We start from the raw sequence: 14,216 nt of genomic DNA, 5'->3' as shown, positions 1-14,216 counted from the left end.
AAGGTGGGCGTGGTAGCGAGAGCGTTGAGTTGCTCATAAATTCGGAATCCGAAACATGGATGGGGTGCACCTCGAAAGCGGCACCCATCCATATACACGTTTACGTCTCGTGAAATACCATAATGCGGAGGTCTGTTCCCATTTGTTAAGAATTAAGATAATGACTTCCCATAAAAATGTTTCAGGGAGGATGGCTATTGGCGCGTATGAATGAAGTCGTGTCGCCGACATGCTCCTTTTCCCATTTACGGGGAGACGTTGCCTCTGGCCGGCAGGGGTACATACGTGCGCCGAAACAGCGACATGGTCCTTCACCGTTGAACCTTCGGATAATCGAGACCTTCCATGGCCACCATTCTGATCATTGACGACGATGAACTGTTCAGCGCCGCGCTTTCCGACGTCCTGGCCAGCGAGGGGCACAGGATCATTCACACCCCGACCCTCACGGAAGGGCAGAATCTGGCGCACTCCCAGAATCAGGACATCGACCTGATCTTTCTCGATCTGCAGCTTCCCGACGGCTTCGGAATGGACATTCTTCCGGATCTCAAATCCATGCCCAATTCACCGGAAATCATCGTGGTTACCGGTTCCATCGAATCCGAGAACGCGGAACTGGCCATTTTGAAGGGCGCCTGGGACTTCATCACCAAGTCCAGCACCCCCCTGGAGATGAAGCTCTCCTGCATGCGGGCCCTGGAGTATCGGAGCACCCGGCTGGCCCTGCTGCCGGTGAACCGGGAAGGCATCATCGGGGAAAGCGCGGCCTTGCGGCGTTGCCTTGAGGAAATGGGCCGGGCGGCCAAGAGTTCCGCGGAAGTCCTGTTTCTCGGGGAGACGGGCACCGGAAAGGAAGTCTTTGCCCGGGCTCTGCACGCCAACAGCCCGCGCAAGGACCAGGAACTGGTGGTCGTGGATTGCGCTTCTCTGACTGAAACCATCGCGGGCAGCGAACTGTTCGGGTATCGCAAAGGCGCGTTCACCGGGGCGGTCTCGGATCGCATCGGGCTGGTCCAGCGGGCCCACAAGGGCACGCTGTTCCTGGACGAGGTCAGCGAAATGCCGCCGGCCCTGCAGAAAAGCTTTCTGCGGGTTCTGGAAAGCCGGACATACCGTCCCCTGGGCCAGAACCAGGAACTGACCAGCAATTTTCGGCTGGTTTGCGCCAGCAACCGCAACCTGAATGAAATGTCGCGCCAGGGTCGGTTTCGGGAGGATCTGCTGTTCCGGATTCAGACCGTGACCATCCAGCTCCCTTCGCTTCGGGAACGCCTCGACGATCTGGGCGATCTCGTGAAACATCACCTCACCGTCATCAGCCGCTACTCGGGACTCCCGGACAAGATCGCCTCCCCGGATCTGATGGACCTGTTCGCGGACCACGACTGGCCGGGCAACGTGCGGGAACTGGTGAATACGCTCAAGGCGCTGGTCGCCTCGGCGCCTGAAGAACGGGTGCTGTATCCCTCCCATCTCCCCAGGGAGCTGCATGTCCGGTTTCTCAAATCCAAGCATTCGACGTCCTATGATCACGGCACCCCGGCCCCTCCCAATGCAGCCTATGAGCCGCCTGCGGAACTTCTCGGCCAGGACTGGAAAACCTTCTGCACCCATGTCCGTGAAGCCACCGAAAAAAATTACCTGACGCACCTGATGCACAGCGCCGGCAACGATCTCAAGAAAGCGCTGCACCATTCCGGCCTCAGCCAGGCCAGGCTCTACGGGCTCCTCAAGAAATATGACATTCCCAGACCGGGCAGGTCGGGGTGATTGATTCCCGGCCGGAAGTCTGTCCGGCAATCGCTGATGCCTGACCGCAGGTTATGTGAATAGCTTTCTTCATCGTAATCGCAATCGTAATCGAAATCGTAATCGCAATCGTCCGTGGCGAACATTTTTCGATACATCTGTCGTGACACCCCCGGGAACGCGGGGCTCCGTACCCGCTCTTCAAGAACTGCGAGTGCAGAGCCTCGCGTTCCCAGCAAAGGCCGCCATGACCCTCGAAACCTTCTTCGATTGCGATTGCGATTGCGATTGCGATTTCGACCTGGGGCATGCACTTGGATATTCGGCTCAATGAACGCAAATGAGTATACGAGCATTCGCGAAAAAAAGAATCTGTCATGACAACTGAAAACAACGATACCGAGAGTAAAAATAACCCCCAACCCGCCCGGCCCGCCAAACCCGATGGCGCGGAAGTTGCCGAATCGAAGGGGAAATCCGCCGATTCCGGCTTCTTCATCGTGGGTCTCGGGGCCTCGGCCGGGGGTCTGGCCGCCTTCGAGTCCTTTTTTTCCGGCATGCCCAAGGACAGGGACCCGGGCATGGCGTTCGTCCTTATCCAGCATCTTGCCGCGGACTACAAAAGCATGCTGTCCGAGATCATCCAGCACCACACCCGGATGCCGGTCCAGGAAGCCCGGGACGGGATGGTCGTGCAGCCCAACAATGTCTACACCATCCCGCCGAACAACGACATATTCCTCCAGAAGGGCGCCCTGCGGCTGGAGAAGCAAACCACGTCCCGCCTCCGGCGCATGCCCATCGACCACTTTTTCCGCTCCCTGGCTCGGGAGCAGGGTGAGCGGGCCATTGTGATCGTGCTTTCGGGCACGGGCAGCGATGGTGCGATCGGGGTCCGGGAGGTCAAGGGCGTGGGCGGACTGACGCTGGCCCAGGAACCGGAAACCTGCGACTTCGCCGGCATGCCGGAAAGCGCCATTGCCACGGACCAGGTGGACTACGTACTGCAGCCGGACAAAATGCCCGCCCAGCTCATGGCCTACGCGGAATACGCACGGTCGAAACCAGGTTCCCCGGATTCTCCGTCCGCAAAAAAAAATCCCATGAAGTTCATGCTGAGTCTGCTGCACGCCCGATCCGGGCACGATTTTTCCCAGTACAAGCCCAGCACCATCCACCGGCGCATCGAACGGCGCATGGCTCTGCACCACTTCACAAAGCCCAAGGATTACATTGAGTTTTTGGAGAAGGACGAGCATGAGACCGAAGAACTCTTTCGCGACCTGCTGATCGGCGTGACCAGTTTTTTTCGCGATCCCGAGGCCTTCCAGGCTCTCGAGGAAAAGGTCATCCCCCGGCTGTTCGACAAGAGCTCCGATTCCTCCGAGGCAATCCGGGTCTGGTGCCCGGGCTGCTCCACCGGGGAGGAGGCCTATTCCCTGGCCATCCTGCTGGCCGAGCAGAGAGCGGCCCTGAACCTGAACGTCACGGTGCAGATTTTTGCCACGGACATCGACGACCGGGCCCTGACCAAAGCCCGGGCCGGTTTTTTTCCAGCCAACATTGCCGCGGACATTTCGGAACAGCGACTGAAAAACTTTTTCACCAGGGACGTGGATCGGGACGGTTACCGCGCCAATAAAAACATCCGGGAGATGTTGATCTTTTCCGAACAGAATGTCGTCAGGGATCCGCCATTTTCCCGGATCGACCTGATCAGTTGCCGCAACCTGTTGATCTACATGGGCGGCGGATTGCAGAAACGACTGATTCCCCTTTTTCATTACGCGTTGACTCCGGACGGATATCTCTTCCTGGGGAGTTCCGAAAGCGTCGGCGATTTCGGCGATCTTTTCACCACCCTGGATCGCAAATGGAAGTTGTACCAGCACAAACGCGACCGTTTTGGCGCTCGCCACCCGGATCTCGTGCATCTCCTGCCCTCGATGACCCGCAAAAAGAAAGCCTTTGAGCATTCCGCCCAGAAAAAGGAGCCGGATCAGAAGTCTCCTGTGCGCAGGCTGTCGGAACAGATGCTCCTGGAACATTATGGCGCGGCAGCCGCCCTGATCAGGGACCATGGCGACATCCTCTACCTGCACGGTCGCACCGGAATGTATCTGGAGCCGGAACCGGGTGAGGCCGCGGTGAACAACGTTCTCCGCATGGCCCGCCTGGGGCTGCGCACGGAACTCTCCGTGGCCCTGCACAAGTCCGCGGTCAAGCGCGAGATCGTGCGCAGTTACGGGGTGAAGGTCAAAACCAACGGCCACATGACCGTGTGCAATCTGACTATCTATCCCGTTAGCGCATCGCGCCGGGAAGCCATTGAAACCGGCGGCCCCTTGTTTCTGATCGTCCTGGAACAGGCCAGGTCCGCATTCCCTGAACATTCTCAACACGCTCACCAGTTCGCGGACCCGTCCCTGAGGGCCGACAAATCGGTTGCGCCTGACGAAGAGACTCCCGACTTCGAGCAGATGGACGCCTCGGAGCAGATCGCTTCGCTCCAGGAGGAGATTCGGATGAAGGACAACAGCCTTCAGTCCACCCTCGAGGAGCTGGAAACGTCCAACGAGGAGTTGCAATCCACCAACGAGGAGATGCAGTCGATCAACGAGGAGCTGCAATCCACCAATGAGGAGCTGGAGACCTCCAAGGAGGAACTGCAGTCGGTCAACGAGGAGCTGACCACGGTCAACGCCCAGTTGCAGACCTACGTCACCGAGCTGACACGGGCCAACAACGACATGAACAATCTTTTCGCCGCCACCGGCGTGGGCACGCTGTTCGTGGACACGGAATTGCACATTGTCCGCTTCACCCCGGCTACGACCCAGGTAATCAATCTGATCAAGGGGGATGTGGGCCGCCCCATAGGCCACATTGTCACCAAGCTGAAAAATTACGACAGCCTGATGGAGGACATTCAGGGTGTGTTGGACTCGCTGGGTTCCAAGGATATTGAAGTACGCAATACCGACGGCGACTGGTATCTGATAAAGATCCGTCCTTACCGCACTCAGGACAACGTCATCGAGGGAGCGGTGATCACCTTCCTGGACATCAACAGCCAAAAGGAAACCCGGGACAAGCTGCGAGAAGTCGAACGAAGCGAGACCCGGTACCGGCTGTTGTCCGGGGCCATCGTGGAAACGTCGCGGGCTCCGATGGTCGTTCTGGACGCGGAAAAGAAGGTGGTTTTGACCAACCTCGCATTTCTCAGAATGTTCCAGGTATCGGAAGCTAACACCAAGGGCCTGATGCTATCCGAGCTGGGCAACATGCAGTGGGATATTCCCGAACTGCAGGGATTGCTGGACAAGGTTCTCCGTGAGGACCAGACATTCAACGACTTCATGGTCACCCACGAGTTCGAAACCATAGGGAAGCGGACCATGCTGCTCAACGGCCGCATTCTCAGGGAATCCGGTCTTGATTATATTTTGCTGTCCATTGAGGACGTTACGGGGAAGGATGGGTGATGGGTGATGGGTGATGGGTGATGGGGGGTATTCCGGCGAAAACCGGAAACCAAAACCAAAAAAAACGTGTCTACTCAGTAAATCTGAAAAGAAAACCTGGATACCGGCGTTCGCCGGAATGACGTATCTGAGCAAGCCGTTCCCATGTCAGTCATACCGGCGAACGCCGGTATCCAGTGCAGGTGAACGATCAACCACTGAATGAACTGAATGAACTGAATCGTTACAATGAGTAAACAGCCGACGGTATATATTTTGGCGAGCAAAAGGAATGGTACCCTCTATGTGGGCGTCACCTCGGATCTTGTAAAAAGGGTCTGGCAGCATAAGAACAACATCGTTGAGGGATTTACCACGCGTTACGCTGTTCATCAACTGGTTTGGTATGAGTTACACGATACTATGCAGTCAGCAATCAATCGGGAGAAGCGAATAAAAGAATGGAAGCGCAAATGGAAGTTAGATTTGATTGAGGAATTGAACCCGGAATGGATAGATCTATACCATGAGCTCGTTTGACCGGATTCTGGCTCCCGGTTCAAGCCTGAGACAGGCTTCGCTGAATAGCCAGGATGTTACTATTCAGCTCATTCGGTGAATGATCATTAACTTGCACTGGATTCCGGCTTTCGCCGGAATGACTTGTTGCTGAAAGCTGTTTCCATGTCAGTCATGTCGGCGAATGCCGGCATCCAGGCCGAAGATCACGGCTGGCCTGAATAGTTGCCATTTGCTTAAAACATCGATTCGGAGATGCCTGATGAGCACGAAAGAAAAACCTACTGATGCCGAGAAGTTGCGAGAACGTGCCGAGAAGCTGGCCAAGAAAAAGGCGAAGAAGAAAGTCACGGACGAGTTTGCCGAGATGACGGAAAACGAGAGGCTGCGCCTTCTTCACGAGCTGAGCGTCCACAAAATCGAATTGGAACTGCAGAATGAGGATTTGCGTCGCGCTCATGAGAAACTGGACGCGGAACATGCCCGCTTTCAGGATCTGTATGACTTCGCGCCGGTGGGGTATGTCACCATCGACAAAAACAACCTCATCCATGAAGTCAATCTCACCGCCGCCACGCTGCTCGGAATTCGCCGCATTGATCTGATCGGCCAGAGCCTGAGCAATCTCATCCTGCCCGAAGACCAGGACCTTTTTTTCCATTATCGCAAGCGGGCCCTGGGGGCCGAGGAAGTGCAGGCAGAGGAAATGCGCCTGCTGAAGCAGGACGGGTCCTGGTTTTGGGGACATTTTGAAACCTCCAGCATCCAGGATACGGACAACGGGCAGGTCTGCCGCATCGTGTTCAGCGACATCACCAGACGTAAACTGGAAGAGGAAAATACCACGCGGACCAGTGCCCTGCTGGAAACCGCGGGCCGGGTCGCCCGCTTCGGTGGCTGGAGCGCGGACTTGGTGGAGAACAGAGTTCATCTGACACCCCAGGCGGCTGAAATTCGCGGAAAGCCCGATGAACTGCACCCAACGCTGAAAGAAGCCGGAGCGTATTATGCTCCCGAATCGCGCAAGAAGATGGGGGATGCGTTCCGCAAATGCGTTCGGGAAGGCGTGCCCTACGATGTGGAGGTGGAGATGTTCACCGCACAGGGCGAACGGATCTGGGTTCGCAATCTCGGCGCACCGGTCCGGGACGCCTCCGGCGCCATCGTGCGGGTTGAGGGCTCCATCCAGGATATCACCAGAAGCAAACGGGCCGAAGAGGAGGCCCGGCAAGCCCAGGCCCTGCTGGGACGCGCCGGCCGGATGGCCCTTTTCGGCGGATGGCGCATGGACCTGGCCGACAAACGGATCGTTCTGATCGGGGAAACAGCGGCGATTCACGAAATGCCTCCGGATTATTCGCCGTCATTCGAGGAAGCCTTCAACCTCATCACTCCGGAATGGCGGGACACAATGACGGAGGTCTTCGATAAATGCGTTCATGAAGGCATCCCTTTCGATGAAGAAATTGAAATCGTGACCATCAAGGGCAACCGGATCTGGGTCCGGATCATTGGCGAGGCGATCCGAGACGGTTCCGGCGCCATCGTGGGTGTTGAAGGCGCGTTTCAAGACATTACCGAATCCAAACAGTTCGAAGAGGAAATCCTGCGCGTTAATAACGTGCTCGAAAAGGCGGGGCGTATGGCCAGGTTCGGGGGATGGAGCATCAATCTCCACGAAAACCGAGTCTACTGGACCCCTGAGGTCGCCGCAATTCACGAAATGCCGGCGGATTTTTCTCCATCACTGGAAGAGGGCTTGAGTTTTTATGCTCCGGAGTGGCGGGATAAAATTACCGAGGTCTTTGGCAAATGCGCCCATGAGGGCGTGCCGTATGACGAGGAGATGCAGATAGTAACCTCCCAGGGGCGGTTGATCTGGGTCCGGGCCATGGGAGAACCGATCCGGGACAGTTCCGGCGTCATCGTGCGTGTTGAGGGGGCATTTCAGGATATCAGCGAACGTAAGCGGGCCGAAGAGAAAATCCTGCGCACCAATATCCTGCTGGAACAGACGAGTCGCCTTGCCAAATTCGGTGCCTGGAACGTGAATCTGGCGGAACAGAAGGTTTATCTGGCCCAAAACACTTCCCTGATTCATGGATTTCCGCAGGGATACACTCCGACTGTCGAAGAGTGTTTCAATGCGTACGCCCCGGAATCGCGAGAAAAAGTCATAGAGGTATTCAGGAAATGCGAGAAAGAAGGCGTTCCCTTTGACGAGGAAATGGAATTGATAGTCGGGAATGGTGAGCGCCGTTGGGTGCGGGGGGTTGGCGAAGCGGTGCGCGATGCATCCGGAGCCATTGTGCGGGTAATTGGCGCGATGCAGGACATCTCCGATCGCAAGCGGACCGAATTGGAGATCCTGCGTATCAAGACCATGCTGGAGCGAGCCGCGAGCATGGCCTTGTTCGGCGGTTGGAGCGTGAATGTGGCGGAACGCAGGCTCTATGTCAGCGGCCAGGCGACGGAAATTTATGGATTGGGACCGGGAGATTCTCTGACGCCGGAAGATGCCATCAGTCGATATATTCCGGAATGGCAGCAAACGATCGTTGATGCATTCGACAAATGTGTTCAGAAAGGCGAGCCTTTTGATGTTGAAGTGGAAATCATCAACAAGAGAGGCAACCGCATCTGGATCCGCAAGACCGGCGAGGCGATCCGCAATGAATCCGGCGAAGTCGTCCGCGTCGAGGGAGCCATCCAGGACATCACGGACCGGGTCCAGGACAAGGAGGCCCTGGTTCGGAATAATCAGAAGCTTCAAAAGGCTCTGGATGAAAAGGACAAGTTCTTCTCCATCATCGCCCACGACCTGAAGAGCCCTCTGGCCGGCTTCATGGCCCTGACCAGGATGCTGACCGACGAGTTCAATACTTTGCCTTTGAAGGACCTGCGACGGATGGCCTTTGAACTGGCCCAGGCCACGGAGACCATGTTCAATCTCCTGAAGAACCTGCTGGAATGGTCGTTGATGCAACGGGGGCTGCTGACCTACAATCCGGTGATCTGCCTGCTGGCGGATCCGATTGAACATACTATCGAGCTGTTCCAGACCACCGCGGGAAACAAGAACGTCTACATGCAGAGCGAGCTGGACCAGAACCTGCTTGTTTACGCGGACAAGCAGATGCTGGACACCATTTTGCGCAATTTTGTCTCGAATGCCATCAAGTTCAGCATGAGCGGCGGAACCATCTTCATTTCCGCCGTCAGGGACAAGGACATGGCTGTTGTCACCGTCCAGGACAACGGAGTCGGCATGGACGAGGAACACCTGTCCAACCTGTTCATTTTGACCCGGAAAAAATCCCTGCGGGGCACGGAAGGCGAGCTGGGCACCGGGCTGGGACTTCTGCTGTGCAAGGACTTCGTCGAAAAGCACGGCGGTCGGATCTGGGTGGAAAGCCAACCCGGCAAGGGAAGCACGTTCTCCTTCGCGTTGCCCATTGCGGATGGGGTGAAACCCGCGAAGTAGAAACCCGCACGTGTTTTCTTCGGGCTGTCAACACTCCATGGGCGGCCTTTGCCGGGAACGCGAGGCTCTGCACTCGCAGTTCTTGGAGCGGGTACGGAGCCCCGCGTTCCCGGGGGGGCTGTTGATCAGGCCAGGAGATAGAACCCGAGATCCTTGGAGTAGGGGGGCGGGTTGTAGAATTCGGCATCGATCTTTTCGCCGTGAACGCCGCGGACCATGACCCGCCGCTCGATCAACGACCGCTTCCGGTCGTCCAGATGGAATGCAACATCCAGAAAATCGCCCGGCTGGATATTGAACTGGCCCGGCGGAACGGTAAAGCCCATTTCAAACATGGCGAGTTCCTCGACGTTCATGATCCCGCCCCGTTTGGTCTCGAGCTGCGTGAACTCGCCGTACAGCGTGACCTTCTTGCGATAGACCTTGTTCCTGGCGGCTTCCGGTTCTCCGGCTCCCTGATCCAGGAAGGGCCGCAGACTCTCATCCATGGTTTCCCCGGAGTCGCATGCCGTAACAGCTTTATCCTGGGGAAGCCGTTCCTCAATGAACCGGATCAGGTCGCGGGCGTGATCCGTTTTTACGGAATGCATGAAAATGCTGATGGACGTATCCGTCTCGCCCTTGAGGGATGCAAAGGATTTGCGCATCCGTGTCCTGGCCTGATCGGCGGCCTGCTTGTCCGTCCCGGACAGCAGGGCGATGAATTTGTCGCCCTCGAAGCGAAAGACGTCGTCCGATCGCCGGAATGTCGCCCTGATCAAGCCGGAGACCTTCTTCAGGAGTTCGTCCGCGGCCCGGCGGCCTTGTGTGCGGTTGAACTGCTTGAAGTCGTCGATGTCGATGATCATGATGGACACGTCCTGGCCGTACCGCTTCGCGACCTGGTCCTTGTCGCACAGGATGCGTTCCAGGCTGTAGCGGTTCTTGAGGCCGGTCAGGGCATCCGTCGTGGCCACCCGCTGCAGGACCTGGTTGTAATGAACGCGTTCCATGGCAATGGCCGCATAGTCCGCAATGGATTCGAGCAACTGCAATTCATCTTCCGTGTAGACGCCTCCGCCGACCTTGTTGACGAGTTCAATCACCCCGAAGATCCTGTTCTCGCCGCGAAGCAGCACGCCCATGCAGGTTCGCGGTACAAGGCCGGAATAGCTGCTGACACGGCCGGACAGGTCGGGAGCACTGGACAGGTCCTCGACATGCAGCGACTTCCGGGTTTCCAGAATGCGCCCGGCGATGCCCTCGCCTTCGGCGAGCCGGGTTCCGCGCAGTTGCTCCTTGCCCGCGCCTCCCACCACGGAAAAGACCAGATCCCGGCTTCTGGGATCCTTGAGCAGCAGGGCCCAGTGCAGGGGCTCGAACGCGGTCCCGATCCGGAACATGACCAGATCCATGACTTCTTGCAGGGTTTTCGCCCTGGCCAGGGACTTGCCGAATGCGAAGCCGTCATCGGGCAGCCGGGCCGCGGCCTGGGGCTGGATGCCGGGGCCTTCGGCCGGAGCATCCTGGTACAACAACCTGGTGTTCGCCCTGGAAAGGTGGAAGTTCATCCGGAGCAGACTCTCGTGGATCTGGCCGGAAGTGGGGAAGACGAAGTGGAAGAACTCGGAAATGCGTTCCATTTCCATGTTCATGGCCCTGATCCGGTCGATGATGTCGATGCCCTCGGAGTTGATGCATTGCTCGATCTCCGGAACCAGAACAGGAGGACGAATCCTGTCCCCGGCCACGGAGCCGACGCCCTGGGTCCAGCAGATGAAGTCGGACAGGGAAACCATGGCGATCAGCACGGCCTCTTCTTCGGAAACGTCTTGCGGCTGGAACCGCTGGTGATGGTACTTGACGGGCAGCACGATCCGCTGCGGCAATTTCCACAAGGAACAGAAAAACGCGCCGACGTCGTCATGTCCCAGACCCAGGACGGCGCGTTCCTGGTCGATCAGGCTTTCCTCGCCGGACGCGGCCTGATGAAGAAAATCGCCGTAATCCCGGTGGCCCTGGAGATCGAGGAAGATCTTCCCGACATCGTGCAGCAGCCCGGCAATGTACGCTTCCTCCGGGCGCGGGTAACGGATCTTGCGGGCGATTTCCAGGGACAGCACGGCCACGGAAAGTGAATGCCGCCAGAAATGGGTCCTGTCGAACTGCTTCGACCCGGCTGAGGCGAAAAGGCCCTGAAAGATGGTGGTCCCGATGGCCAGCTTCCTGATCTCATCCTCCCCGAGAACCACCATGGCTTCGGGCAGCGTTGTGATCATTCTCTGGGTGCCGTAACCGGCGGAGTTCACGATCTCCAGCACCCTGGCCGCGATGCCGGGATCCGACTCGATGACCCTGGAAATGTCGTGCAGGGAAGCGGTCGCATCCCCAAGCATTTCCAGCATCTTGAGGGCAACCTGGGGAAAGCTGGGCAGTTGTTTGCGGTCGAACCGAATGACGTTCCTGATCTCGGCCGGCGACGGAAGGGGGATGTCTCGTTGCATTGCGTGACTGGTTCCTTGGAATGGCAAGAGAATACAAGAGGTTGAAGAAGATGCTCCTGCGCATCATCCTGAAAAGAAGTACCCAAGAACAGGATGCAAGGCAAGGAAGGTTTGCACTCATGGGAGCGGCAGCGAGAAAAGACTCCTTTTCCAGCCATGAACAGGTTGACGTTGCGGCATAATTAATTATTTATTGGCCTCTTTTTTGGTGCATCCGGATGGAGCGTGCCTTGGGATATTTGAACCGCCCGCTTCGCTTGAGGCACGGAGGACGCCAAGAAGAAAAAGTAAAATCACCCCATCAGGGGTGAGGCATCCTTTTGGAAAGCAGCTCTTTCCCTGCTTTCCAAAATGTTTTCCTTGGCGTCCTCCGCGCCTTGAGCGAAGCGGGCGGTTCTCTTCATCTTTCATCGATTTTGCCCACATACACACGAACCGGATGAGGCCTCATTTTTGACAGAGAAGCACACTTCATTTCATCAGATAAGCGAGGGAGCATTATTATGAACGCGGAAGCACAGACAACGGTTGAAACGAGGGAATTTCAGGCTGAGGTCAAGAAGATTCTCGATATCGTGATCCACTCCCTGTACACGGAACGAGAAATCTTTCTGCGGGAGTTGATCTCCAATTCGGCGGACGCCCTGGAGCGGTATCGACACCAGAGTTTGACCGAGCAGAACGGTGCGGATCCGGATTTGCCGCTGGAGATCAAGATCGCGGTGGACAAGGATGCCAAGACGCTGACCATCACGGATACGGGCATCGGCATGGACCGCGGCGAACTGGAAGCCAACCTGGGCACCATCGCCCATTCCGGAACCAAGACATTCCTGTCCCAGCTCGCGGAAGGCGGCAAGGACGTCAACCTGATCGGCCAGTTCGGGGTCGGCTTCTATGCCGCCTTCATGGTGGCGGGCAAGGTGCGCGTCTCGTCACGATCATTCCGGCAGGAGGAGCCGGGCCATGTCTGGGAATCCGACGGCGCTGGAAGCTACACCATCGCCCCTGCTTCGGATCTGCCGCGGGGCACCTCCATCGTTCTGGAACTCAAGGACGATGCCGAGGAATTCGCGGATCCCGAACGGATCAAGCGAATCATCAAACAGTACTCCAGTTTCGTCCCCTTCCCGATCAGCCTTGACGCCGAGACCGTGAACACGGTTCAGGCCCTGTGGACCAAGAGCAAGAGCGAGATCAAGGACGAAGAATACACCGAGTTCTACAAGTTCGTGGGCAATGCCTTCGACGAACCGTTGCTGCGCCTGCACTTCGATACGGATGCGCCTTTGGCCATCAAGGCGCTGCTGTTCGTGCCCAAGGAGAATTTCGAGAAGTACGGCCTGGGACGCACCGAGCCGGGAGTGAATCTGTATTGCCAGCGGGTGCTCATCGAGCAGCATTCCAAGACCATCCTCCCGGAATGGCTGCGCTTTCTGAAAGGCGTCATCGACTCCGAGGACCTGCCGCTGAACATTTCCCGCCAAGCCCTGCAGGACAGCTCCCTGGTGCGCAAGATCAACACCGTGGTCACCAAACGGTTCCTGAAGCACCTTGAAGAAACCGCCAAGAACGATGCGCCGACCTATGAGACATTCTGGCGTGATTTCGGCTATTTCCTGAAGGAAGGCATTGTCAGCGACTTCGGGCACCGCGAGGGCCTGGGCAAGCTGCTGCGCTTCGAGTCCTCCACCACCGAAGCCGGCAAGATGACCTCCCTGACGGACTATCTGGGCAGGATGAAAGAAGAGCAGAAAGACATCTACTACATCCACGGCGCGAACCGCGAAGCCATCGAAGCCGGCCCCTACATCGAGGCCTTCCGCAAGCGCGACCTGGAAGTGATCTACACCATGGACCCCATCGACGACTTCGTGATGGGCCATCTCGCGGAATTTGAAGGCAAAAAGCTGGTCTCCGCGGACCGTGGCGACATTGAACTGCCGGAACTGGCCGAGGAAAAGGACAAGCCGGAACAAAAAGAGCCGGAGAAGGAACTGGACAAGGCCGAAGCCACGGACCTCGCGGCCTGGATGAAGGACGTGCTGGGCGAACGGGTCAAGGAAGTCAAGGAATCCAAACGCCTTGAAGGCAGCCCGGCCATGATCGTCAATCCCGATGCCTTCATGACCAGCTCCATGGAACGCATCATGCGCGCCTCCGGCCGCCAGGGCGATATGCCCATCTCCGCCAAAAACCTCGAAATCAACGCCCGCCATCCGCTGATTATGGGCTTGGCCGCACTGCGCCAGAAAGACGAAACCTTCGCCAAGACCGTCGCCGAACAGATTCTGGACAACGCCATGGTCCAAGCAGGGTTGTTGATTGAGCCCCGGGATATGGTGGAGCGGACGTATCGGATTTTGGAGCGAGCAGTGGGGGGAGCAGAGGACGCGCCAGTCAAAGACGAGCCAATCAAATCAGAGCCGCAAGCGGAGTAGTTTTACAGGACTTCGCTTACCACCCAACAAACGCAAACAGGCCGGGAGCATCTGCCCCCGGCCTGTTTGCGTT

The 14,216-nt window shown here is 57.4% G+C and carries 6 protein-coding genes; 5 read left to right on the top strand and 1 reads right to left on the bottom strand.

All coding sequences use genetic code 11. The annotated features are described in order from the left end of the window. Positions 1-345: 345 nt before the first annotated feature. The 4 genes from BLP93_RS13025 to BLP93_RS13010 all read left to right on the top strand — a co-directional run bounded on the left by BLP93_RS13025 (position 346) and on the right by BLP93_RS13010 (position 9,219). A complete protein-coding gene (locus tag BLP93_RS13025; protein ID WP_092122504.1) occupies positions 346-1,773 on the top strand; it encodes a sigma-54-dependent transcriptional regulator in 1,428 nt (475 codons plus the stop codon). A gap of 356 nt (positions 1,774-2,129) precedes the next feature. Next, the gene (locus BLP93_RS13020) at positions 2,130-5,237 is read left to right on the top strand and encodes a chemotaxis protein CheB (RefSeq protein WP_092122501.1); all 3,108 of its coding nucleotides are present in this window, start codon (positions 2,130-2,132) and stop codon (positions 5,235-5,237) included. A gap of 228 nt (positions 5,238-5,465) precedes the next feature. Beyond that, positions 5,466-5,756, top strand: a complete 291-nt coding sequence (locus BLP93_RS13015) for a GIY-YIG nuclease family protein (RefSeq protein WP_092122498.1) — start codon at positions 5,466-5,468, stop codon at positions 5,754-5,756. Between the two features lie 241 nt (positions 5,757-5,997). Then, positions 5,998-9,219 (top strand): PAS domain-containing sensor histidine kinase, encoded by a 3,222-nt coding sequence (locus tag BLP93_RS13010; RefSeq protein ID WP_161946330.1) that lies wholly within the window; start codon positions 5,998-6,000, stop codon positions 9,217-9,219. Between the two features lie 125 nt (positions 9,220-9,344). Here the strand turns inward: BLP93_RS13010 and BLP93_RS13005 are convergent, their stop codons facing one another. Beyond that, on the bottom strand, positions 9,345-11,702 hold the full coding sequence (locus BLP93_RS13005; RefSeq protein ID WP_092122492.1) for a sensor domain-containing diguanylate cyclase: 2,358 nt from the start codon (positions 11,700-11,702) through the stop codon (positions 9,345-9,347). Positions 11,703-12,205: 503 nt separating this feature from the next. Between BLP93_RS13005 and htpG the strand changes: the two genes are divergently transcribed. After that, positions 12,206-14,143, top strand: coding sequence for a molecular chaperone HtpG (gene htpG, locus BLP93_RS12995; protein ID WP_092122486.1), 1,938 nt, complete (start codon positions 12,206-12,208; stop codon positions 14,141-14,143). Positions 14,144-14,216: the final 73 nt, after the last annotated feature.

Origin of the sequence: Desulfonatronum thiosulfatophilum (genome assembly GCF_900104215.1) — a bacterium.
Classification (GTDB): Bacteria; Desulfobacterota; Desulfovibrionia; order Desulfovibrionales; family Desulfonatronaceae; genus Desulfonatronum; species Desulfonatronum thiosulfatophilum.
Note: the sequence above shows the minus strand (reverse complement) of the source record. Positions and strands in the feature narration are given on the sequence as shown.

Excerpts from the sequence above, each read along its gene's own strand:
- BLP93_RS13020 (WP_092122501.1), top strand. The coding sequence starts at position 2,130 with ATGACAACTGAAAACAACGATACCGAGAGTAAAAATAACCCCCAACCC.
- BLP93_RS13025 (WP_092122504.1), top strand. The coding sequence starts at position 346 with ATGGCCACCATTCTGATCATTGACGACGATGAACTGTTCAGCGCCGCG.
- BLP93_RS13005 (WP_092122492.1), bottom strand. The coding sequence starts at position 11,702 with ATGCAACGAGACATCCCCCTTCCGTCGCCGGCCGAGATCAGGAACGTC.
- BLP93_RS13015 (WP_092122498.1), top strand. The coding sequence starts at position 5,466 with ATGAGTAAACAGCCGACGGTATATATTTTGGCGAGCAAAAGGAATGGT.
- BLP93_RS13010 (WP_161946330.1), top strand. The coding sequence starts at position 5,998 with ATGAGCACGAAAGAAAAACCTACTGATGCCGAGAAGTTGCGAGAACGT.
- htpG (WP_092122486.1), top strand. The coding sequence starts at position 12,206 with ATGAACGCGGAAGCACAGACAACGGTTGAAACGAGGGAATTTCAGGCT.